This window comes from Mesorhizobium sp. ESP-6-2 (assembly GCF_020164675.1).
Classification (GTDB): domain Bacteria; phylum Pseudomonadota; class Alphaproteobacteria; order Rhizobiales; family Rhizobiaceae; genus Mesorhizobium.
This window is the reverse complement of the sequence record NZ_JAIUGT010000008.1, coordinates 132,586-153,177: the sequence shown is the minus strand read 5'-3', so window position 1 is coordinate 153,177 and position 20,592 is coordinate 132,586. Positions and strand designations below refer to the sequence as shown.

At 63.5% G+C, this 20,592-nt stretch carries 18 protein-coding genes and 1 pseudogene; 14 read left to right on the top strand and 5 right to left on the bottom strand.

Annotated features, from left to right (window positions below; translation table 11 throughout):
* Positions 1 to 16 precede the first annotated feature (16 nt).
* Positions 17 to 1,042, bottom strand: a complete 1,026-nt coding sequence (locus tag LB532_RS21135) for a substrate-binding domain-containing protein (protein WP_140642460.1) — start codon at positions 1,040 to 1,042, stop codon at positions 17 to 19.
* Positions 1,043 to 1,242: 200 nt separating this feature from the next.
* Between LB532_RS21135 and LB532_RS21130 the strand changes: the two genes are divergently transcribed.
* From LB532_RS21130 to LB532_RS21070, 13 genes are all read left to right on the top strand, one after another.
* Positions 1,243 to 2,079 carry an inositol monophosphatase family protein gene (locus LB532_RS21130; RefSeq protein WP_140642458.1) on the top strand — a complete coding sequence of 279 codons (837 nt, stop codon included), beginning with the start codon at positions 1,243 to 1,245 and terminating at the stop codon, positions 2,077 to 2,079.
* 34 nt (positions 2,080 to 2,113) lie between these two features.
* Positions 2,114 to 3,160, top strand: coding sequence for an ABC transporter substrate-binding protein (locus LB532_RS21125; RefSeq protein ID WP_140642456.1), 1,047 nt, complete (start codon positions 2,114 to 2,116; stop codon positions 3,158 to 3,160).
* A 102-nt stretch (positions 3,161 to 3,262) separates the two neighbouring features.
* Positions 3,263 to 5,449 carry an ABC transporter permease gene (locus tag LB532_RS21120; RefSeq protein ID WP_140642688.1) on the top strand — a complete coding sequence of 729 codons (2,187 nt, stop codon included), beginning with the start codon at positions 3,263 to 3,265 and terminating at the stop codon, positions 5,447 to 5,449.
* A 13-nt stretch (positions 5,450 to 5,462) separates the two neighbouring features.
* Positions 5,463 to 6,572, top strand: coding sequence for an ABC transporter ATP-binding protein (locus tag LB532_RS21115; RefSeq protein WP_140642454.1), 1,110 nt, complete (start codon positions 5,463 to 5,465; stop codon positions 6,570 to 6,572).
* 238 nt (positions 6,573 to 6,810) lie between these two features.
* On the top strand, positions 6,811 to 8,019 hold the full coding sequence (locus LB532_RS21110) for an ABC transporter substrate-binding protein (protein WP_140498402.1): 1,209 nt from the start codon (positions 6,811 to 6,813) through the stop codon (positions 8,017 to 8,019).
* On the top strand, positions 8,016 to 8,816 hold the full coding sequence (locus tag LB532_RS21105; protein ID WP_181169469.1) for an ABC transporter ATP-binding protein: 801 nt from the start codon (positions 8,016 to 8,018) through the stop codon (positions 8,814 to 8,816). Before LB532_RS21110 ends, LB532_RS21105 begins: the two co-directional genes overlap by 4 nt.
* Positions 8,809 to 9,513, top strand: a complete 705-nt coding sequence (locus tag LB532_RS21100; RefSeq protein WP_140642453.1) for an ABC transporter ATP-binding protein — start codon at positions 8,809 to 8,811, stop codon at positions 9,511 to 9,513. The genes LB532_RS21105 and LB532_RS21100 overlap by 8 nt, the downstream gene beginning before the upstream one ends.
* A 7-nt stretch (positions 9,514 to 9,520) precedes the next feature.
* Positions 9,521 to 10,408: a branched-chain amino acid ABC transporter permease gene (locus tag LB532_RS21095; RefSeq protein ID WP_140498405.1), complete on the top strand. Its 888-nt coding sequence runs from the start codon at positions 9,521 to 9,523 to the stop codon at positions 10,406 to 10,408.
* 1 nt (position 10,409) lies between these two features.
* Positions 10,410 to 11,387: a branched-chain amino acid ABC transporter permease gene (locus tag LB532_RS21090; RefSeq protein WP_140642451.1), complete on the top strand. Its 978-nt coding sequence runs from the start codon at positions 10,410 to 10,412 to the stop codon at positions 11,385 to 11,387.
* A gap of 227 nt (positions 11,388 to 11,614) precedes the next feature.
* Positions 11,615 to 12,697, top strand: a complete 1,083-nt coding sequence (locus tag LB532_RS21085) for an ABC transporter ATP-binding protein (RefSeq protein WP_140642685.1) — start codon at positions 11,615 to 11,617, stop codon at positions 12,695 to 12,697.
* A 38-nt stretch (positions 12,698 to 12,735) separates the two neighbouring features.
* Complete coding sequence (locus LB532_RS21080; RefSeq protein WP_140642449.1) at positions 12,736 to 14,061, top strand: ABC transporter substrate-binding protein; 1,326 nt, start codon at positions 12,736 to 12,738, stop codon at positions 14,059 to 14,061.
* A 145-nt stretch (positions 14,062 to 14,206) separates the two neighbouring features.
* Positions 14,207 to 15,106: a carbohydrate ABC transporter permease gene (locus LB532_RS21075; protein ID WP_411908888.1), complete on the top strand. Its 900-nt coding sequence runs from the start codon at positions 14,207 to 14,209 to the stop codon at positions 15,104 to 15,106.
* Between the two features lies 1 nt (position 15,107).
* The gene (locus tag LB532_RS21070; protein WP_140642448.1) at positions 15,108 to 16,001 is read left to right on the top strand and encodes a carbohydrate ABC transporter permease; all 894 of its coding nucleotides are present in this window, start codon (positions 15,108 to 15,110) and stop codon (positions 15,999 to 16,001) included.
* Between the two features lie 10 nt (positions 16,002 to 16,011).
* On the opposite strand, the pseudogene LB532_RS30335 reads toward LB532_RS21070, so the two are convergent.
* The 4 genes and pseudogenes from LB532_RS30335 to cysT all read right to left on the bottom strand — a co-directional run.
* Positions 16,012 to 16,123, bottom strand: a pseudogene (locus LB532_RS30335) (enolase C-terminal domain-like protein); the annotation flags it as partial.
* A 45-nt stretch (positions 16,124 to 16,168) separates the two neighbouring features.
* Entirely contained in the window at positions 16,169 to 17,335 is a 1,167-nt protein-coding gene (locus LB532_RS21065) for a sulfate/molybdate ABC transporter ATP-binding protein (protein ID WP_224557132.1), read from the bottom strand.
* A 68-nt stretch (positions 17,336 to 17,403) separates the two neighbouring features.
* Positions 17,404 to 18,288 (bottom strand): sulfate ABC transporter permease subunit CysW, encoded by an 885-nt coding sequence (gene cysW / locus LB532_RS21060; protein ID WP_140552357.1) that lies wholly within the window; start codon positions 18,286 to 18,288, stop codon positions 17,404 to 17,406.
* Entirely contained in the window at positions 18,281 to 19,144 is an 864-nt protein-coding gene (gene cysT, locus LB532_RS21055; RefSeq protein ID WP_140581282.1) for a sulfate ABC transporter permease subunit CysT, read from the bottom strand. The genes cysW and cysT overlap by 8 nt, the downstream gene beginning before the upstream one ends.
* Before the next feature lie 616 nt (positions 19,145 to 19,760).
* On the opposite strand from cysT, the gene LB532_RS21050 reads away from it, so the two are divergent.
* Positions 19,761 to 20,435 (top strand): hypothetical protein, encoded by a 675-nt coding sequence (locus tag LB532_RS21050; protein ID WP_140642911.1) that lies wholly within the window; start codon positions 19,761 to 19,763, stop codon positions 20,433 to 20,435.
* Positions 20,436 to 20,592 lie beyond the last annotated feature (157 nt).

The window sequence follows — 20,592 nt, the reverse complement described above, 5'->3', positions numbered from 1 at the left end:
CGCTCACCGACCGGCATCAGACCCGACCCGGCCTCACAGTGCCGCGCCAGACCATCGGCGCGTGGCAGGTCAGGCGGCTGCCGGCGCCGGCTTCCTCGCGCGACCCGGCGGCCAGTCGCACGGCGTGCGTAGCAATCTCCTCAATCGGCGGCGCAAAGGTCGTCAGCCGGTAGGAAGCCCATTCCGCCTGCTCGATGTCGTCGAAGCCGGCGACGCAGAGATCGCGCGGGACATCGACGCCGAACTCGTGGCGCGCCGCGTCCAAAAAACCGCAGGCGATCAGGTCGGTCACGCAGAATGCCGCATCCGGTCGCTGCCGGCCCGACAGCAGGCGCCTTGCGCCTTCTGCCCCAGTCGCATAACCCGTGCGACCCTCGCGCCACTGGATTACCTCCAGCCCTTCCTTGCGCGCCGCGGCAAGAAACGCCGTCTCGCGCGCCACCAGACTGGGCGTGCCGGCTGCCGACGTCACCAGGGCAGGCCTGGTGCAACCGGCACGAAGAAAGGCGTGAAGTGCCGCCTCGGCGGCGGCGGCGTTGTCCACGCCGATGTTATGCGGTCCGTCGAACCGGTCGTCGCGATTGATCAGGATCAGGCGCTGCCCGTTCTCGAGGCAGGTTCGGATCAGCTCCTGCGGCGGCGTGCCGGACAGCACGATCGTCGCATCGGCACGGTAGTTCAGCGTGTTGCGCAGCGCCTGGTCGACATGGTGGCTGGGGCCCGACGTGTTGAATACCATGGCCACTTTGCCGGCATCCCTCAAATGCTGTGTCAGCGCCCGCAGGATACGGGCCTGATAGGGCGTGTCGCCATCGGCGACGACAAGGCAGACGATGCCCGTCGATGCCCGCATCAGGCCGCGCGCCAGATGGTTGACGTGATAGCCGAGCTGCTCGGCTGCCAGCAGCACCCGCTCGCGGGTTTCTTCCGAAACGCTGGCGCCGGGCGTGAAGGTGCGTGACACGGCCGAGCGCGAAACGCCGGCAAGCTCCGCGACCTGCTGGGCACTGGAAAAGCCAATACGGCCTCTCGGTGTCGTCATGCAAACTCCCACTGGCGTTCGCCGATTCTTTGCACGCACGTGCAGCATAGCGCAAGCCGGTCACAGGCGTCACCGCTGCCCTTGACACACATGTGTAAATGAAACAGCTTTGCACAGCCGTGCATGAAACCGGCGCCGGAGGCTACCTTGCCCATTTCTTCGCAGACCGCATCGGAGCTGCCATTGCCTGGACGAACAGCATGAACAGCGTAGCGGTGCAGTCGAAAGCGAGCCGGATGTCCGAAGCCGAACTCGACAGGCGCGCCGATGTTTGCCGGCAACTGCTCCTGTCGTCGGGAAACATGGCGATGCAGGGCTACAGCCAAATCGACGCCGCGCAGCCTGTGGAGATGAAGGGGCCGCAGGATTTCCTGACCGAGACCGACGGCAAGGTCGAGCATCACATCCGCACGACATTGGCCGCGGCCTTTCCGGAGGACGGGTTTTTGGGCGAGGAAACCGGCGGCAGCGGCGGCTCTGATCGAATGTGGGTCGTCGACCCGATCGACGGCACGGCGAATTTCATGCGCGGCATTCCGCATTTCTGCGTTTCGATCGCCTTCGTCCAGGACGGCCGCAGCGAGATCGGCGGCATCGCCAATCCGGCCATTGGGGAGGTCTATTTTGCCCGCCGCGGGCACGGTGCGACACGCAACGGCACGGCGATCCATGTTTCGCGCACCCAGGCCTTCGACCGCGCCTCCGTGGAGTTCGGCTGGTCGCCGCGGATTCCCAACCGCGACTACCTGGACAAGGTGGCCCTGGTCTGGTCCCTGGGCGCCAATGTGCGCCGCTCCGGTTCGGGGGCGCTGGGCCTTGCCTATGTGGCCGACGGCCGCTCGGATGCCTATGCCGAGCTTCATATCAATGCATGGGACTGCCTGGCCGGATTGCTGCTGGTCGAGGAAGCAGGCGGGCGCGTCAACCGCTTTCTCGACGGCGACGGCATGGCGAAGGGCAATCCGGTGCTTGCTGCGGCGCCGGGCGTGGCGGCGAGATTGTCCCAGGTGATCGGAGTGCCGCTCGACGACGAATAATCAATTCCAAAGAGCATGAAGGGAGGAATTATCGATGAAAGGTCCATTTGATCGCAGACAAGGCAGGACATGGCTTGGCCTAGCGGCGCTGGCCATTTTCGGGCTGGCCGGGGGCGCCCATGCGGCGGATCGCAACCTGGTGATGTATTGCGGCGTCGACGAGGCCTGGTGCCGGGCCATGGCCACGACCTACCAGAAGGAAACCGGCGTCAGCGTCGACATGACCCGCATGAGCGCCGGCGAGATCTACGCGCGCCTGCGGGCCGAGAAGGACAATCCGCAAGCCGATATCTGGTGGGGCGGCACGGGCGACCCGCATCTTCAGGCGGCGGAAGAAGGTCTCACCCAGGAATACAAGTCGCCGCAGCTGGCGAACCTGCGCGACTGGGCGCTGAGGCAGGCCGAACGGGCCAAGAACCGCACCGTCGGCATCTATCTTGGCGCGCTTGGCTACGGCTACAACGAGGAAGACCTGAAACAGCGCGGCCTGACGGCGCCGGCCTGCTGGGCGGATCTGGTCAAGCCCGATTTCCAGGGCGAGATCGAGATGGCCGATCCCAATTCCTCGGGTACTGCCTGGACGATGCTGGCGACAATCGTCCAGCTGATGGGCGAGGACAAGGCTTTCGACTATCTCAAGCAGCTCAACAAGAACATCGCCGAATACACCAAGGCGGGCGCCGCACCCGCGCTCGCCGTGGGCAAGGGCGAGACGCTGGTCGGCATTTCCTTCCAGCACGACGTCATCAACGCCGCCAAGCAGAATCCGGCCGTCAAGGTGGTCTCGCCCTGTGAAGGCACCGGCTTCGAGATCGGGTCGATGAGCATTGTTGCCGGGGCCAAGCATATCGACGAGGCGCGGAAATTCTACGACTGGGCGCTGACGCCAGACGCGCAGAAACTGGCGGCTCCGAACGGCAGCTACCAGATCCCGTCGAACACGGGCACCCCGGTGCCGCCCGAGGCGCCGGACCTCAGCAAGATCAAGCTGATCGACTATGACTTCGCCAAATATGGATCATCAGCGGAGCGCAAGCGGCTGTTGAAGAAATTCACCGATGAGGTCCGCAACGGCGGCTGATCTGGTCCGCATGGCCGATCCGCCGGCTGCCTGCGGGGCAGCCGGCGCAACCCCGACCATACCGAAGGAAGATGTCGAATGGCACGGGCTTCGCCCTATCCCATGGCCAATGACCTCCCGGGGCGCAGTGCCGCCGGATGGCTGGCGCTGGCATGGGCGAGCTTCATTGTGCTGCCATGGTACAAAGTCGAAGGCGGCTTGCTTTCCTTTGACTGGCTGGCGCGTCCGGCGGAGGCGGCACCAGCGATCCTGCTGTCGCTGAACGGCCGGCTCTGGCTGCTTCCCTTGATCCTGCCACTTCTCCTGGCAAGCTGGCTCGTCGCGCGCCGGAACCTCCCCGGCCTGGCGACGGCGGGCGCAGCCGGCCTCGCCTGGCTGGCGATCGAGGGTTTTTCCATCATCCATTCGGGTTGGGGGTTTGCCTGGCTTGGGCATCTCGCCAGTACGCCTGGGCCGGTGCAGCCGGGGCTCGGCTGGGGTGCCGTGCTGTACGCGGTGGCGATGCTGATGTTCATCGCCGAGGCGCTGGCCGCGCGTGGCTGGTGCAAAGGCGATCGCTTTGTCGTCGGCTCGCTGCTGGTCGTGATCGCTTCGCTGATCCTGTTCGTGGCCTATCCGCTGTTGTCGATCCTCGCTTCCGCCATCGAGGACAATGACGGCAATATCGTGCCGGCCCTGTTTGCCGAAAAGCTGTTCAGTGCCAACATCTGGAGCCTGCGCTGCCTCTACGGCGACGGTTCCTGCGGCGTGGCGTGGAATACGGCGGCGATCGCGGTGCTGGTCGGATTCTTCTGCACGGCGCTGGGCCTGGCGCTGGCGCTGATTGCGCTGCGCACCAGGCTGCCTGCCAAATGGCTGCTGCGCGGCCTCTCCATCCTGCCGATCATCACGCCGCCTTTCGTCATCGGCCTGGCGCTGATCCTGTTGTTCGGTCGGGCCGGCATCGTCACCAACCTTTTGTCCGAACATCTCGGTATTCCGCGCAGCCGCTGGATCTACGGCATGGCCGGCATCACCATCGCGCAAGTGCTGGCCTTCACGCCGATCGCCTTCCTGGTCCTGGCCGGCGTGCTGCAGGGCGTCAGCCCGAGCATGGAGGAGGCCTCGCAGACCTTGCGCGCCAGCCGTTGGCGCACTTTCAGCACAATCACCTGGCCGCTGATCCGCCCGGGGCTGGCCAGCGCCTTCCTGATCTCGTTCATCGAGAGCATGGCCGACTTTGCCAACCCGCTGGTGCTGGGCGGCAACTTCAACGTGCTGTCGACGGACATCTTCTTTGCGGTGGTGGGCGCTGCGCATGATCAAGGCCGTGCGGCGGTGCTGGCGATCGTGCTTCTGGGATTCACACTCGCCGCTTTCGTCATCCAGCGCCGCTGGATCGGCAGCCGCAGCTACGTCACCGTCGCCGGCAAGGGCGATGGCGGTGTGCCGGCCACGCTGCCCAAGGGCTTGCGCATCGGCTGCTACGCCGCCGTCATTCCCTGGTTGCTTCTGACCGTCGTGGTCTATGGCATCATCCTGGGCGGCGGCTTCGTGCAATCGATCGGCCGCGACAACACGCCGACTCTCGAATATTTCCTCACCGCTTTCTCCGTCGAGAAAGGCGTCAATGGCTGGTTCCTGAGCGGGTCGGCCTGGCCGTCGCTGCTGATGACCATCGGCCTTGCGCTGGTGGCGATGCCGTTCACCGCCGCGCTCGGCATCCTGACCGCCTATCTGCTCGACCGGCAGCATTTCGCCGGGCGCACGATGTTCGAATTCCTCGCCATGATGAGCTTTGCCATTCCCGGCACGGTCGTCGGCGTCAGCTATATCCTCGCCTTCAACGTGCCGCCGGTGCAGTTGACCGGCACCGGACTGATCATCGTCATCTCGTTCATCTTCCGCAATATGCCGGTGGCGATCCGTGCGGGCCTCGCCAATCTTGGGCAGATCGACAAGAGCCTGGACGAGGCATCGCTAACACTGGGGGCGCGTTCCTTCGCCACCTTGCGGCGGGTGATCCTGCCGATCCTGAAGCCGGCTATCGTGACCGCGATGATCTACAGTTTCGTGCGTGCGGTGACCGCGGTCAGCGCCGTCATCTTCCTGGCGACCGGCCGCTTCAATCTCGCCACCGTCTACATTGTCGGGCGAGCCGATGTCGGCGAATACGGCATCGCCATCGTCTATTCGGCGGTGCTGATCGTCGTCATGATGATCATTCTGATCGGCATCCAGCTGCTGGTCGGGGAACGCCGGCTTGGCCGGCGCCGGGCCGAAGCGCAAGCCGTCGTGGCACCAATCTGATCGGGAGAAGCGTATGGATCAAACGGCGAAGAACGCTGCCCCCGGCGTGGTGGACAGACCGGCAGTGCGTTTCGAGGGCGTCACCAAGAAATACGGCGCCGTCACTGCCGTCGACAATGTCAGCTTCGACATCGCACCGGCCAGCCTGGTGACGCTGCTTGGACCCTCCGGCTGCGGCAAGACGACGACGCTCAGGCTGATTGCCGGGCTGGAGCACGCAAGCCACGGGCGCATCGCCATCGACGGCAAGGACGTCACTTTGCTGTCAGCCGCCGAGCGCGACGTCAGCATGGTCTTCCAGTCCTATGCGCTGTTCCCGCACATGAACGTCATGGAAAATGTCAGCTACGGCCTGCGGGCGACGGGGCTCGGCAAGGTCGAGGCCGCAGGGCGCGCCGCCGAGAAGCTGGCACAGGTCGGCCTGTCCGGCTACGAGAAGCGCCAGCCGAGCGAACTTTCGGGCGGCCAACAGCAGCGCGTGGCCGTGGCGCGCGCCATCGTGCTGGAGCCGAAGGTGCTTTTGTTCGACGAGCCGCTGTCCAATCTCGATGCCAAGCTGCGCCGGCGCGTGCGCGATGAAATCCGCGGTCTTCAGCAGGACCTCGCGCTGACCGTGGTCTATGTGACGCATGACCAGGAAGAGGCGCTGGCCGTGTCCGATCGCATCATCGTCATGAACGCTGCCCGCGTCGCTCAGGACGGGACCCCGCGCGACCTCTACAACGAACCCAGGAACTCTTTCATCGCCGATTTCATGGGCGACGCCAACCTGCTCGATGTCGAGGTTCTCGCCAGCAATGGGACGAATGCCGAGGTAAAAGTCGGGCCGCTGCGGCTCGACATGCGGCATCGTGGCATCGCGGCGGGGCCGGCGGTGCTGGCCGTCCGGCCGAATGCCGTGCGCCTCGTCGCCGGCCAGCCGGCAGCCGGCGGGATGAGAGGGCGCGTGGTGAAGAGTTCTTATCTCGGCGACCACATGGAATACCGCGTCGCGATAGACGATCCGGCGGTCGAGCTGTTCGCGACATCGCCGGTCGTCACACCCGCCCTCCCGGAAGGCAGCGTCGTCGCGGTCGATTTCGATCCGGCAAAGATCGTGCTGATAGCGCGCGACAAGTCCTAGCCAGCAGCGCACACCGCTACCGGTGCGCCTGATACGAAAATAGTGGTTCTCGACGTTCCATGTCGATGTTACGAATCTCTGTGCATTCCGAATGTGCGCTTGTGACCATGTGTCCTGGCACGTTGGAGCTGTGGCGAGCACAGGACGTATTCTTCACGCGGGACCAGACGGTGCACTCGAGGCCGTCACAGGGCCGCAATGGGCGTTTTCGACAGTGGCCACAAGGGAGGAAATACCAGTGAAAGCATCCTATCTCATCTCAGCCGCGCTGCTTGTGGGGACCGCGATGCCAGCGGCAGCAGCCGAAATTTCCGACGGCAAGGTCAAGATCGGCATCCTCAACGACCAGTCGGGTGTCTATGCCGATTTCGGCGGCAAATGGTCCGTCGAGGCGGCCAAGATGGCTGTCGAGGATTTCGGCGGCAAGGTCCAGAATGCGCCTATCGAGGTCATCAGCGCCGACCACCAGAACAAGCCGGACATCGCCTCCAACATCGCGCGCCAGTGGTACGACACCGAGCAGGTCGATGCCATAATGGAACTGACCACCTCCTCGGTGGCGCTCGCCGTGCAGGGACTTTCCAAGGAAAAGAAGAAGATCGACATCGTCACCGGCGCGGCTGCGACCGACCTGACCGGCAAGCAGTGCTCGCCCTATGGTTTCCATTGGGCCTACGACACCCATTCCCAGGCCGTCGGCACAGGCGGTGCCCTGGTGCAGCAAGGCGGCGACAGCTGGTATTTCATCACCGTCGACTACGCCTTCGGCTATTCGCTCGAGGAGCAGACCGCCAAGCTCGTCAAGGATCGCGGCGGCAAGGTGCTTGGTGAAGTGCGCTATCCGCTCGGCTCGACCGACTACTCATCTTTCCTGCTGCAGGCGCAATCCTCCGGCGCCAAGATCGTCGGCCTTGCCAATGCCGGTCTCGACACTTCCAACTCGATCAAGCAGGCGGCCGAATTCGGCATCGTCGCCGGCGGCCAGCGGCTCGCGGCCCTTCTATTCACGCTGGCCGAAGTGCATGGCCTCGGCTTGCAGGCGGCCCAGGGCGTCGTGCTGACCGAAGGCTATTACTGGGATCGCGACGACAAGAGCCGCGAGTTCGCCAACCGCTTCTTCAAACGCACCGGCAGGATGCCGAACATGATCCAGGCCGGGACCTATTCGGCGGTGTCGCAGTATCTCAAGGCCATCGACAAGGCCGGCACCGACGAAACCGAAGCGGTGGCCAAGGAATTGCATTCGATGCCGGTCAATGACGTCTTCACCGCCAACGGCAAGGTGCAAGCCGACGGCTCCATGGTGCATGACATGTACCTGTATCAGGTCAAGAAGCCCGAGGAGAGCAAGAAGGATTGGGACTACTACACCTATCTTGCGACCATTCCGGGCGACCAGGCCTTCATGAAGGCCACGGATAGCGGCTGCCCGCTCGTCAGCAAGTGACGACGGCAACCGCCGCGGCCGTCAGGCCTGACGGCGATGTGACCGTGCCGCGGGTGGTGCTTTCCGCCCGCGGCCTCAGGCGCGATTTCGCCGGGTTCGTTGCGGTGAAGGATGTCGATCTCGACGTTCATCACGGCAGGATTCACGCCTTGATCGGGCCGAACGGCGCCGGCAAGACCACGATTTTCAACCTTTTGACCAAGTTCCTCCAGCCGACCAGCGGCACGATTGAACTGCTCGGCACCGATATTACCCGGACACCGCCGGCCAGGGTGGCGCGGATGGGCCTCGTGCGCTCGTTCCAGATATCGGCGATCTTTCCGCATCTGAGCGTGCTCGACAATGTGCGCGTCGCGCTGCAGCGGCCAGGCGGGCTGGGCTTCCAGTTCTGGCGCCCGCTTTCGGCGCTCGACCAACTGACGCCGCGGGCGCGCGAGCTTCTCGGCACGGTCGGCCTCGACGACGCGGCGCACCGGCTCGCCGGCGATCTCTCCTATGGCCGCAAGCGCGTGCTCGAGATCGCCACCACGCTGGCACTCGATCCAAAGGTGCTGCTGCTCGACGAGCCGATGGCCGGCATGGGGCACGAGGATGTCAGCATGATCTCCGGGATCATCCGCGCCTTGGCCCGCGATCGGGCCGTGCTCATGGTAGAGCACAATCTGACCGTCGTTGCCGATCTTTGCGACTGGATCACCGTGATGCAGCGCGGCAAAGTGCTCGCCGCAGGCGACTATCCGACGGTTAGCCAGGATGAACGCGTCCGGATAGCCTATATGGGAACCGAGCATGAGTGAGCCGCTGCTTGCCGTGCGCGATCTGCATGCCTGGTACGGCGAGGGCCACGCGCTGCACGGCGTCGACCTCGATGTGTTCCGCGGCGAAACCGTGACGCTGCTTGGCCGCAACGGCGTCGGCAAGACCACAACGCTGCGCGCCATCATGGGGCTGATCCGCAAGCGCACCGGCAGTGTCGTCTTCAACGGCAACGACTTGATCGGCCTGCCCTTGCACCGTGTCGCCCACCAAGGCATCGGTTTTGTTCCCGAGGAGCGCGGCATCTTCGCCACGCTGACAGTCGACGAGAACCTGATCCTGCCGCCGGTGGTGGCCGAGGGCGGCATGAGCGTCGAGGAGATCTTCGAGCTCTTCCCCAACCTGAAGGAGCGCCGTAACAGCCCGGGCACCAGGCTATCCGGCGGCGAGCAGCAGATGCTGGCGATCGCCCGCATCCTGAGGACGGGTGTCCGGATGCTGCTCCTCGACGAGCCGACCGAAGGCCTGGCGCCAGTCATCGTCCAGCGCATCGGCGAATTGCTTGCGACGTTGAAGAAGCGCGGCATGACGATCCTGCTCGTGGAGCAGAATTTCCGTTTCGCCGCCCGCATTGCCGACCGCTTCTACCTGATGGAGCACGGCAAGGTGCTGAGCGTGTTTCCGGTCGGCGAACTGGCCGCCCACGACGCTCAACTGCACGAGGTGCTCGGAGTATGATGGCGCCATGACGATGATCTTCGGCATCCCCATCCAGGCCTTTCTCGGGCAGTTGCTGGTCGGGCTGATCAACGGTTCCTTCTACGCGATGCTGAGCCTTGGCCTCGCCGTCATCTTCGGCCTGCTGCGCATCATCAATTTTGCCCACGGCGCGCTCTACATGCTTGGCGCCTTCATCGGCTATCTGCTGCTTGTCCATCTCGGCATCGGCTATTGGCCGGCGCTGATCCTGGTGCCGCTCGCCGTCGGGCTGTTCGGCATTGTGGTCGAGCGTGCAGCGCTCTCGCGGCTCTACCAGCTCGACCCTCTCTACGGCCTGCTCTTCACCTTCGGCCTGGCCTTGGTCATCGAGGGCGTCTTTCGCTATTATTACGGCGTCTCGGGAAATCCCTATGCCGTGCCGGCGCTGCTAGCGGGCGGCACCAATCTCGGCTTCATGTTCCTGCCCAACTATCGCGGCTGGGTGGTGCTGGCATCGCTTCTCGTCTGCCTGGGCACATGGCTTTTGATCGAGAAGACCAGGCTTGGTTCCTATCTGCGCGCCGCGACCGAAAACCCAGAACTGGTCCAGGCTTTCGGCGTCAACGTGCCACTGCTTTTGACACTCACCTACGGACTGGGCGCCGCACTTGCCGGGCTTGCCGGGATCCTGGCGGCTCCCGTCTACCAGGTCAGTCCGCTGATGGGGTCGGATCTGATCATCGTCGTCTTCGCCGTCGTCGTGGTCGGCGGCATGGGCTCGATCCTGGGCGCCATCGTCACCGGCTACATGCTCGGCCTTGCGGAGGGCCTGACCAAGGTATTCTATCCCGAGGCGTCGAACCTTGTCGTCTTCGTCATAATGGCGATCGTGCTTCTGCTGCGGCCGGCCGGCCTGTTTGGAAGGGACGCCTGAGATGAGCGAGTTGACGCTTCACGAAAAGCGCGCCGCGGCCTCCGTGCGGCTGGAACGAGCCCTGGTGGCGCTGGCGGTATTGGCGCTCATCGCCGCGCCGTTCTTCGTCTACCCGTTCTTCCTCATGAAGATGCTGTGCTTTGCGCTGTTTGCCTGCGCCTTCAACCTGTTGCTCGGCTACACCGGCCTGCTGTCCTTCGGCCACGCGACCTTCTTCGGCGGCGCAGCCTATTTCTGCGCGCATGCCGTCAAGGTATGGGGCTGGCCGCCGGAGGCAGGCATTCTGCTGGGTACCGCCGGCGCGGCGCTGCTCGGTCTGCTCATGGGCTTCTTTGCCATCCGCCGGCAAGGCATCTATTTCGCCATGATCACGCTGGCGCTGGCGCAGATGTTCTTTTTCTTCTGCGTGCAGGCACCGTTCACGCAAGGCGAGGATGGCATCCAGGGCGTTCCGCGCGGCAACCTCTTCGGCATCATCGATTTGAACGCCACGGTCAACATGTACTATGTCGTGCTGGCCATCTTCCTGATCGGCGTCTTCGCCATTTGGCGGATCGTCAACTCACCCTTCGGAATGATCCTGCGCTCGATCCGCGAGAACGAGAACCGCGCCATCTCGCTCGGCTATTCCGTCGCCAGATATAAACTCGCCGCTTTCGTCATGTCGGCCGCGCTAGCCGGGCTTGCCGGCGCGGTCAAGGCAATCGTGTTCCAGTTCGCGACGCTCACCGACGTGACATGGCAGATGTCGGGCGAGGTGATCCTGATGTCGCTGCTTGGCGGCATCGGTACCATGGTTGGGCCGGTCGTCGGCGCCGGCTTCGTCGTCGGCCTTGAAAACACACTCGCCACCTCAGGCTTTCCGGTGACCATCGCCACCGGCCTGATATTCATGGTCTGCGTGCTTGTCTTCCGGCGCGGCATCGTCGGCGAATTCCATGCGCGGCTGCCCAGGCCGGCGGACGGTGCAAGTGGTTGATATCCATCCCGCGGCCGATCTCCCTGCTGTCTCCAGCCATGTGGTGGACAGTCCAGTGAGCAACCGGGAATGCAGCCTGGATGTTTATCGAAGCGCCTGCTTTACAGGCAGGTTTGGTAGCGCTACCGTCGCCGTGTCGCGTGACCACATGGAGGTTGGAGGCCGTCGCCGGGAGAGGTCAGCGGTTCCTTCGAAGACGTCGCGGGAATCGTTCGGGAGGAGGATCGATGGCGTCTGTCGCGATTAGCGAGGTTTACAAATCATTCGGAACCGTCGAGGTTCTGCACGGCGTCAGCGTGAACATCGACGACGGCGAATTCGTCACGCTGGTCGGGCCGTCGGGTTGCGGGAAATCAACCCTGCTCAGGATGATCGCGGGCCTGGAAAAGATTTCGCGGGGCCAGATCGCGATCGGCGAGCGTGTCGTCAACAACGTTGCGCCGAAGGAACGCGACGTCGCCATGGTCTTCCAGAACTATGCGCTGTACCCGCATATGACCGTCGCCGAGAACATGGCGTTCTCGCTCATGCTCAAGGGCGTTTCGAAGGCTGAGAGCGGCGCCGGCGTTCAGCGCGCTGCGGAGATTCTGGGGCTCGTGCCGCTGCTGGCGCGCTATCCCCGCCAGCTTTCCGGCGGACAGCGCCAGCGGGTTGCCATGGGGCGGGCGATCGTGCGCGATCCGGCGGTTTTCCTGTTCGACGAGCCGCTGTCCAATCTTGACGCCAAGCTCAGGGTGCAGATGCGCGCCGAGATCAAGGAACTGCACCAGCGCCTGAAAACCACGACGGTCTATGTTACCCACGACCAGATCGAAGCCATGACCATGGCAGACAAGATCGTGGTCATGCACGATGGCATCGTCGAGCAGATCGGGCCGCCGCTGGAACTCTACGACAGGCCGGACAATCTCTTCGTCGCCAGTTTCATCGGCTCGCCCGCCATGAATTTGCTGCGGGGCGAAATCGCGACGGACGGGTCGCCGTCCTTTCGGGGCGCGGGCGGAATTTCCGTGCCGTTGGACGCAGCATCGTCCGTCAAAGGCGGCGAGCCGGTGGTGCTGGGTATACGGCCCGAGCATTTGCGGCTGTCCGATCAGGGCATTGCGGTCACCATCGCGGTCGTCGAGCCGACCGGGTCGGAGGTACAGCTCATCGGCCGGACAGCCGGCGGTGAAGAGATCGTGGCCAACTTCCGGGAACGTCATTCCTTCACGCCGGGCGAAACCATCCGGCTCACCGCCGAACCCGGGCTCATTCATCTCTTCCACGGCGAAACCGGGCAGCGGCTTCAAACGCGCAGCAAGCTGTAGAGACCAAAGGGCAAGAGAAACAAACAGGAGGAACGAGCATGAAATTCACCAGACGTGATGTGATCCGCACGACGGCCGGCGCCGCTGCTGGCGTTTTGGGAAGCCGCTTCGCCGGCTCCCCGGCATTCGCCCAGGAAGGCCCGAAGTATAAGCCGGAGGACGGTGCGAAGCTCAGGCTTCTGCGCTGGTCGCCTTTCGTGCAGGGCGACGAGGACCAGTGGCTGAAAAACACCAAGCGGTTCACCGAAGCGACGGGCGTGGAGGTGCGTGTCGACAAGGAAAGCTGGGAAGACATTCGCCCCAAGGCAGCGGTCGCCGCCAATGTCGGTTCAGGTCCGGATCTGATGTTCGTCTGGTTCGACGACCCGCATCAGTATCCCGACAAGCTGCATGACGTGACGGAGCTGGGCGAGTATCTGGGGTCGAAATATGGCGGCTGGCACGATGGACCAAAGCAGTATGCAACGCGGGAAGGTAAATTCATCGGCCTGCCGCTGGCCACCATCGGAAATGCCATCGTCTATCGGGAAAGCTGGGTAAAAGAGGCCGGCTTTTCAGAGTTCCCCAAGGACACGAAAGGCTTCCTCGAACTCTGCAAGGCCCTGCAGGCGAAGGGCCATCCGGCCGGCTTCACGCACGGCCATGGTGTCGGCGACGGCAACAACTATGCGCACTGGCTGCTGTGGAGCCATGGCGGCCAGATGGTCGACGAGAGCGGCAAGGTGACGATCAACAGCCCCGAGACCCTCAAGGCTATCGAATACGCTCAGGAACTCTACAAGACTTTTATCCCAGGCACCGAAAGCTGGCTCGACGTCAACAACAATCGCGCCTTCCTGGCTGGCGAACTCAGTGTGATCGCCAATGGCATTTCCGCCTACAACACGGCCAAGATCAACAAGGACAATGATCCGAAGCTGGCGGAAATGGCCAAAGACATACGCACCACCAACCTGCCGATCGGTCCTGTCGGCAAATCCGTCGAACTCTTCCAGGTGACCACGGCCGTCATCTTCGACTACACGCCCTACCCCAACGCGGCCAAAGCCTATCTGCAATTCATGTTCGAGGACCCGCAAATGCCGGACTGGATCACCTCCTCGGCGGGTTACTGCTGCCAGACGCTCAAGGCGTTCGACAACAATCCGGTGTGGACAGCCGATCCGAACAATGCCGCTTATGCCAAGGCTTCGGCGACGCTGCGGCCCAACGGCTATGCGGGGCCGCTCGGCTATGCCTCCGCGGCGACCATGGCCGACTATGTCCTGGTCGACATGTTCGCCAAGGCCGTCACGGGACAGGCCACGCCCCAGGAGGCAATGGAAGAGGCGGAGAAGCGCGCAAACCGGTATTATCGCGTTTGATCCATGCCAGCTGAGCCTGGCGGCTCTGCCCCGCGCTATCGGACCCTCCGGAAGCGCAGGGCGGCCGCCAGGCCGATCAACGAGAACCTTGCAGGGAGCCCGCCCCATGGCCGTGCCGTCCGTCGCCGCTCAGCCGCGTTCCTCGATGCTGTCGCGCCTGGCCGAGAGCAGGAACGCGCTTGGCTTCGGCTTCATGCTGCCGGCGGCGGCATTGCTGCTTGTCTTCCTGACCTATCCGCTTGGGCTTGGCGTCTGGCTCGGCTTCACCGATGCCCGCATCGGCCGTCCCGGCATCTTCATCGGCATCGAGAACTATGAATATCTGTGGAGCGACGCCGTCTTCTGGCTCGCCGTCTTCAATACCCTGCTCTACACCGTCAGCGCCTCGATCCTGAAATTCGCGCTCGGCCTCTGGCTGGCGCTCATCCTCAACCAGAACCTTCCCTTCAAATCGTTCTTCCGCGCGATTGTCCTGCTGCCGTGGGTGGTGCCGACCGTGCTCTCGGCAATCGCCTTCTGGTGGATTTACGATTCCCAGTTCTCGATCCTGTCCTGGGCGCTCCAGCAGATGGGCCTGATCGACCACCGCATCAATTTCCTCGGCGATCCGCAGAACGCACGCGCTTCGGTGATTGCGGCCAATGTCTGGCGCGGCATCCCTTTCGTGGCCATCACGCTGCTTGCCGGCTTGCAGACGATCCCCCAATCGCTTTACGAGGCCGCCACGCTCGATGGCGCCAACCGATGGCAATTGTTTCGCCATGTGACGCTGCCGCTGCTCACCCCCATCATCGCCATCACCATGACGTTCTCGGTGCTGTTCACCTTCACGGATTTCCAGCTGATCTATGTGCTGACCCGCGGCGGACCGGTAAATGCCACCCATCTGATGGCGACGCTGTCGTTCCAGCGCGGCATTTCGGGCGGCCAGCTCGGCGAGGGCGCCGCGATCGCGGTCGCCATGATCCCATTCCTCCTTGCCGCGATCCTGTTCAGTTATTTCGGCTTGCAGCGCCGCAAATGGCAGCAGGGGGGCGGAGACTGACATGGCTGCGACCAGGAAGACAAAACAGCCGCAGCTCGACGAAGGCGGCATGGGCTATTTGCAGAGCGTGCCGCGTCGTGTGGTGACGGTCTATCTCCCCCTACTCGTGTTCGTCATCGTGCTTTTGTTCCCGTTCTACTGGATGACGATCACAGCGGTTAAGCCCAATGTCGAAATGACCGACTATGCCAATTTCAACCCGCTTTGGGTCGTGCATCCGACGTTGGAGCACATCCGCTATCTTCTCTTCGAGACGTCCTATCCGGGCTGGCTACTCAACACGATCATCATCTCGACCGCCGCCACTTTCCTGTCGCTGGCGGCGTCGGTTTTCGCGGCCTATGCGATCGAGCGGCTGCGGTTCTCCGGGGCACGGCAGGTCGGCCTCGCGGTGTTCCTCGCCTATCTCGTGCCGCCCTCGATACTGTTCATCCCCTTATCGGTGATGGTGTTCAATCTCGGGCTTTACGACACACCCTTCGCACTCATCCTCACCTACCCGACCTTCCTGATCCCCTTCTGCACCTGGCTGCTGATGGGTTACTTCCGCTCCATCCCCTTCGAACTGGAAGAATGCGCGCTCATCGACGGGGCAAGCCGCTGGCAGATCCTGAGCAAGATCGTGCTGCCCCTGTCGGTGCCCGGCCTGATCTCGGCGGGCATATTCGCATTCACCCTGTCATGGAACGAATTCATCTATGCCTTGACGTTCATTCAGTCGTCCGAAAACAAGACCGTGCCGGTCGGGGTGCTCACCGAACTCGTCCGCTCCGACGTCTATGAGTGGGGTGCCCTGATGGCGGGCGCGCTGATCGGATCCCTGCCGGTCGTCGTGCTCTATTCGTTCTTCGTCGAGCACTACGTCTCCTCGATGACCGGCGCGGTGAAGGAATAGCGCCCCTGCCGCGCTCGCAGAGCGCGATCGGGATCGACGTATTGAAGGCAAGCGTGGGCGTGGCTCGCGATATCGTCGTACCAGAGCGGCTCCTCGAACCAACAAATATCGAGATCACGAGCGCGCATCAGCCATTGGCCTCATCGACGTTCTCTTGCGCACCCGATCTAAACGCGCGCCGCACGCGGTGGGATCGAGGCAACGCTATTTGCATACGCGGCTGTCTGATATCTGGCAGCAGCATTTCCTCGTACCGGGAAGGGTTCTGTGTCCGCCTGTGCGGATGCGCTGCCTGCGTGATCGGAAAAGAGCTTCCAGCGGCCCGGGCGGAACGCTACCCGGCTCTTCTGCGCGGCGGGATGGTCGACGGGCAGCTCGATCTCGACGCGCTGGCGTTCGCCGCCGATCTCGAGTTCCACCCGGCGGGTGCCGGCGACGCGGCGGCTGGCGACCACCGTGCCGGCGATGCAGCCGCAGCAGCCATTCAGCAATTCGATGTCATGCGGGCGGAAGTAGAGCGTGGCATTGCCGCTGGCGGCGTCGGGCGCCGACAGCCCGATCGGGCGATCGGCGAGCCAGACCTCGCCATTCTCGACCTTGACGGGAAGCGAGCTCGATTCGCCGATGAAGCCATAGACGAAAGGCGAGTTCGGCCGGTCATAGATGTCGTCGGCGGTGCCGACCTGCTCGATGCGGCCCTGGCTCATCACCACCACGCGGTCGGCAAGCTCCAGCGCCTCTTCCTGGTCGTGGGTGACGAAGACGGTGGTGTGGCCGGTGGCGTCATGGATGTCGCGCAGCCAGCGGCGCAGCTCCCGGCGGACCTGCGCGTCGAGCGCGCCGAACGGCTCGTCGAGCAGAAGCACTTTGGGTTCGATCGCCATGGCGCGCGCCAGCGCGACGCGCTGGCGCTGGCCGCCGGAAAGCTGCGCCGGATAGCGCTTTTCCAGGCCCGAGAGCTGCACCAGGTCGAGCAGCTCGGAGGCGCGGCGGCGGATCTCCTGCGCCGGCGGCCGCGTCGAGCCCTGCCGGACCTTGAGGCCGAAGCCGATATTGTCGGCGACCGTCATGTGCCGGAACAGCGCGTAGTGCTGGAAGACGAAGCCGACATTGCGCTCCTGGATCGATTTCTGCGAGGCGTCCTCGTCGCCGAAGAAGATCTTGCCGCGCGTCGGCCGCTCCAGCCCGGCAATCAGCCTGAGCAGCGTCGTCTTGCCCGAGCCCGACGGCCCCAGCAACGCGATCAGCTCGCCCGACTTGATGTCGAGCGACACGTCATGGAGCGCGGGAAACCGCTCGAACTCCTTGCGCACATTGGCAACGCGAACTTCCATCAACAGTCCCTTTGTAGTGGCTGCATGGCGTTATCCCAAAACCGGTTCCCACTTTTGGGCGACATGCATCAATGTCCACGCGCCGCGGCGATCTCGGCGCCGTAACGCATCTCGAGAAGTGTCTTCAGGACCAGCGTCACCAGCGCCAGGCCGGCCAGCAGCGAGGCGACGGCAAAGGCGCCGACGGCGTTGTATTCATTGTAGAGGATCTCGACATGCAGCGGCATGGTGTTGGTCAGGCCGCGTATATGGCCCGACACCACCGAGACGGCGCCGAACTCGCCCATGGCGCGCGCATTGCACAAGAGCACGCCGTAAAGCAGCCCCCATTTGACGTTGGGCAGCGTCACATACCAGAAGGCCTGCCAGCCATTGGCGCCAAGCGACAGCGCGGCCTCCTCGTCGCCATTGCCCTGCTCCTGCATCAGCGGGATCAGCTCGCGGGCCACGAAGGGGAAGGTGACGAAGATGGTGGCCAGCACAATGCCGGGCACGGCGAACAGGATGACGATGCCGTGCGCCTTCAGCCAGGCGCCGAGCAGCCCCTGGGCGCCGAACAGAAGCACGTAGACCAGGCCCGAGATGACCGGCGAGACCGAGAACGGCAGGTCGATCAGCGTGGTCAGGAAGGCCTTGCCCTTGAACTCGAACTTGGCGATCGCCCAGGCGGCCGAGATGCCGAAGACGACATTGAGCGGCACCGAGATCGCCGCCACCAGCAGCGTCAGCCGGATCGCCGAGCGCGTGTCGGGATGGGCAAGCGCTTCGGTGTAGGCGCCGACGCCCTTGGCGAAGGCTTCGTTGAAGACGATGATCAGCGGCAACAGCAGGAAGATGCCGAGGAAGGCGAAGGCGATCGCCATCAGCACGGCCTGCGCCGGGCGGCTTTCGGTCACCGCCGCCGAGCGGCTGTCGTGATGCGGCTCGTAGGACTTGATCTCCGGATCAGCCATAGCGCTTGCGGCTCCATGTCTGCGCCAGGTTGACGATGAGCAGCATGAGGAATGACAAGGCCAGCATGATCGCGGCGATGGCGGTCGCCGCCGGGTAATTGTATTCCTCCAGCCGGATGACGATCAGGAGCGGCGCGATCTCGGACTTGTAGGGCAGGTTGCCGGCGATGAAGATGACCGAGCCGTATTCGCCGACGCCGCGCGCGAAGGCCAGCGCGAAACCGGTGACGATGGCCGGCGCCAGGCCCGGGAACAGCACCCGGGTGACGATCTGGAAGCGGCTGGCGCCGAGCGTGGCGGCGGCCTCCTCCACCTCCTTGTCGATCTCCTCCATGATCGGCTGCACGGTGCGCACGACGAAGGGCAGGCCGATGAAGACCAGCGCGATGACGATGCCGAGCGGGGTGTAGGCGACCTTGAGCCCAAGCGGCAGCAACAGCTTGCCGATCCAGCCATTGGGCGCGTAGAGCGTGGTCAGCGCGATGCCGGCCACCGCCGTCGGCAGCGCGAAGGGCAGGTCGACCATGGCATCGACGATGCGGCGGCCGGGAAAGCGATAGCGCACCAGCACCCAGGCGACCAGCGTGCCGAAGACGACATTGACGGCGGCCGCGACGAAGGCGGTGCCGAAGCTGATGCGGAGCGCGTTGATGGTGCGCCGGTCGGTGGCGATCGCCCAGAAATCGGTCCAGCCCAGCGCCGCAGAGCGCCAGATCAGCCCCGACAGCGGAATGAGGATGATGAGGGTCAGGTAGGCAAGCGAGAAGCCGAGCGTCAATCCGAAACCCGGAATGACGCTCGGCTGTCGAAACCGCCAACCCGCCCGAGCGGGTGCTGTGATGGCCACTGCTGTCATGGAGTTCTGGATCGCCCCACTCGTTCAAGCCAGATTGCCCTTCGCTATGACTTCAAGAGCCTTGGGCGCGCAAGTTCGTTGAAAGATACGGCGCCTACTTCCATTCGCCCAAAGGCGTGTGGATTTTCTTCCTTCGCCGTCATTCGGGCTTTCTCCAGCTCTTCTGACTACTCCTTACTGCGCAGGTCTTCAGATCTGGTTGGATGAGCACCATCACCGAAATGATAGGGTACGCGTATTCTTCAGCCGTCGAAAAATTAAGCCCCGGGGGACAAGCCTTGCATGTCGCGACCAGCGTTGCGTCCCGAGCATCCACCGCGCGCATATCGCCCCGCAGACGGCGTTGGGCCGATCGGACGACAGAATTTGCCGGCGTCGTCGTGTGGACCAGGCGACGCCGACAACGACGAAAGCGAAGCTATGGCAGCAAGTAGTAGCGAACACTATCGCGCGCGGGTACAGCCGACGGTCGGAAGTGGGACCCTTGCTCAAAAGAATAGGTTGGCCACGTCACTAAGATATCTCGCGCGTTCCCGTGAAGGCATTCTACGCAATACAAAACCAACGCATCATGGAGCGCATAAGTCAGATTAGAAATCCGCCTGGGGAGGAGGATATGAAAAACATCTCAAATGACCTGATGGAAATAGCCGGCCGAATTCGCCCTGCGCGAGAAGCCTTCGCGGAGGCGGACAGGAGGAGGGTCGAATCCGCTTTGGAGGCAGGACGACTTCTTTGCCAGGCCAAGGACGACTGCCTGCACCAGCAATGGATGGCTTTCCTGAGATGGGCCGATATGGATGAACAAGAGGCTCGAAAGCTGATGCAGCTTGCCCGCGCGGGACTGACATCGTGCGTCGTTTCGGAAATCGGCGGCATCGATGCGGCACTGGCCTATCTTGTGGAGGCAAGATTGCCCGAGCCGGAAGAGTGCCTGACCGTGGGCCGCGTAGGCTGGCCGGAAAAGAACACGCCCTTCGCGATTATCAAACCCAATGCCGCGCATCCCGGCTATTACGATATCGCCATTGCCGACATGTGGGCCAATCCAGCAACGGTTTTCTCATCGAGAAAGCCGCTTCGGGGGGAAAGCATGAGGCAAGCCGACGGGTCGTTCTTCAACAGCCTCTGGCATATTGTCGATCGTGAATTGGATGTCCCGCATTCGCAGCGCGAGTTCCAGATGATGCCGGCGGATCTGTTCTCGCGAGATGGTGCCTTCCTCTTCGCCAAGCCTGTCTCCGCGGCTGACAGTGCGACGGAAAGCGAGGCCCTCGGCTACATTCTTTGAATGTTCGCCGGCAAATGCGACCGCGCGCAGCCGGCAACAATTCCATTGCATGGACCGGAAAATCGCCCTGCCGGCCTCGGCGTGCTCAGCCTAGCGTTGTTCGTCACGGCAGAACTCCAGCGCGCAGTCTCACCCGGACGAAGATCCATCAAGCTCA

Bases quoted from the DNA above. Each gene is read 5' to 3' on its own strand.
- LB532_RS21135 (WP_140642460.1), bottom strand. From the start codon at position 1,042: ATGACGACACCGAGAGGCCGTATTGGCTTTTCCAGTGCCCAGCAGGTC.
- LB532_RS21130 (WP_140642458.1), top strand. From the start codon at position 1,243: ATGAACAGCGTAGCGGTGCAGTCGAAAGCGAGCCGGATGTCCGAAGCC.
- LB532_RS21125 (WP_140642456.1), top strand. From the start codon at position 2,114: ATGAAAGGTCCATTTGATCGCAGACAAGGCAGGACATGGCTTGGCCTA.
- LB532_RS21120 (WP_140642688.1), top strand. From the start codon at position 3,263: ATGGCCAATGACCTCCCGGGGCGCAGTGCCGCCGGATGGCTGGCGCTG.
- LB532_RS21115 (WP_140642454.1), top strand. From the start codon at position 5,463: ATGGATCAAACGGCGAAGAACGCTGCCCCCGGCGTGGTGGACAGACCG.
- LB532_RS21100 (WP_140642453.1), top strand. From the start codon at position 8,809: ATGAGTGAGCCGCTGCTTGCCGTGCGCGATCTGCATGCCTGGTACGGC.
- LB532_RS21095 (WP_140498405.1), top strand. From the start codon at position 9,521: ATGACGATGATCTTCGGCATCCCCATCCAGGCCTTTCTCGGGCAGTTG.
- LB532_RS21090 (WP_140642451.1), top strand. From the start codon at position 10,410: ATGAGCGAGTTGACGCTTCACGAAAAGCGCGCCGCGGCCTCCGTGCGG.
- LB532_RS21085 (WP_140642685.1), top strand. From the start codon at position 11,615: ATGGCGTCTGTCGCGATTAGCGAGGTTTACAAATCATTCGGAACCGTC.
- LB532_RS21080 (WP_140642449.1), top strand. From the start codon at position 12,736: ATGAAATTCACCAGACGTGATGTGATCCGCACGACGGCCGGCGCCGCT.
- LB532_RS21075 (WP_411908888.1), top strand. From the start codon at position 14,207: ATGCTGTCGCGCCTGGCCGAGAGCAGGAACGCGCTTGGCTTCGGCTTC.
- LB532_RS21070 (WP_140642448.1), top strand. From the start codon at position 15,108: ATGGCTGCGACCAGGAAGACAAAACAGCCGCAGCTCGACGAAGGCGGC.
- LB532_RS21065 (WP_224557132.1), bottom strand. From the start codon at position 17,335: ATGGAAGTTCGCGTTGCCAATGTGCGCAAGGAGTTCGAGCGGTTTCCC.
- cysW (WP_140552357.1), bottom strand. From the start codon at position 18,288: ATGGCTGATCCGGAGATCAAGTCCTACGAGCCGCATCACGACAGCCGC.
- cysT (WP_140581282.1), bottom strand. From the start codon at position 19,144: ATGACAGCAGTGGCCATCACAGCACCCGCTCGGGCGGGTTGGCGGTTT.
- LB532_RS21050 (WP_140642911.1), top strand. From the start codon at position 19,761: ATGAAAAACATCTCAAATGACCTGATGGAAATAGCCGGCCGAATTCGC.